The sequence below is a fragment of the Helicobacter mesocricetorum genome, from assembly GCF_900198605.1.
Lineage (GTDB): Bacteria > Campylobacterota > Campylobacteria > Campylobacterales > Helicobacteraceae > Helicobacter_D > Helicobacter_D mesocricetorum.
The window spans coordinates 1-1231 of the sequence record NZ_FZPJ01000031.1 but is presented as its reverse complement, the minus strand read 5'-3'; the positions used below and the strand labels follow the sequence as shown (position 1 = coordinate 1231).

General features: G+C 32.7%; 1 pseudogene. It reads left to right on the top strand.

Annotated features, from left to right (window positions below):
- Positions 1-15: 15 nt before the first annotated feature.
- A pseudogene (locus C6H18_RS06840) lies at positions 16-1231 on the top strand (hypothetical protein); the annotation flags it as partial.

The following is a 1231-nucleotide window of genomic DNA, read 5'->3' as shown; positions in this document are numbered from 1 at the left end:
AGAGATGCTGTTTATATGAATAAAACTACTATTCAGACTTTTAGTAATACAGGAACTATTAAGAGTGAGGGGAATAGTAATGGTATAGGGGTTAATGTTTTAGGGGGTTCTAGTATTAGTAGTTTTGAAAATAAAGGGTTGATAGAAGGAAAACAAAGGGGTATAGATATGACTAGTCCTAGTATTACTAACTTTAGCAATACAGGAGTGATAAAGGCTGAAAAACACACAGCATTATTATCACGAAACGACAATTCTACGATTACTAATTTCACCAATAAAGGAACGATAGAATCCGCTGCAACACCAACAAATGCTAATACACAGCATTTTAGTATATCAGGTCTTTATTTAAACAGAACCACCACAGAAACCCTTACCAATGAAGGATTAATAAAGGGAGGAATTGGTTTAAATATTCAAGGTTCTAAGATAAAGACTATCATTAACAAAGGAACGATAGAATCAACAGCCAATTCTAAATTTATTAAGACAGGATCTTTTGATATCCGTAGTGCAACTGGTGCTCCCTCCACCATCCAAAACATTATCAATGAAGGACTTATTAAATCTGCTAGCAATGGTATCTTTTATGAAGTTAGCAATAATGTAGAAACTATCATCAATAAAGGAACTATTCAAGCAGAAGAATATGGAATCTATATTTCTAATGTAGATAATACAGGAGTAGATACCAAACTAGGAAAGATTATCTTAGAGAAAGATAGTGTTATAAATGCTAAAAAAGACATTATCAACATTGATATTCAAAGCAATAAAAAACTAGAACTCTCTGGTATCGACATCCAAAAAGGTGCAACTATTAAAAGTGAAAATGGAGCTGCTATTAATGTAGCTTCTAATAATCAAATAACAGGAGACATTAATATAGCAGGAAAGATAGAAGCCAAAACAGGGATAAGCAATCAAGGAAATATTAGTGCAAGTATTTCTGCTTCTGGTGATACACCTTTGGTTATTGAAAACAAAGGTAATGGTAATATAGGAGGAAGTATTAATACAAGTGATAATGTAGCTTTAAGCCTTACCAACTCTGGTAATGGAAACATATCAGGTTCTATTACTTCTACTTCAAATGCTCCTATTACTATTAAAAATGAAGGTTCTTCTACTATCGGAGGAAACATTAAAGCAACAGGAGATGCTCCTATTAGTATTACCAATTCTAGTTCTAAAGGTATTCAAGGAAATATCACCTCTTCTGGTAATG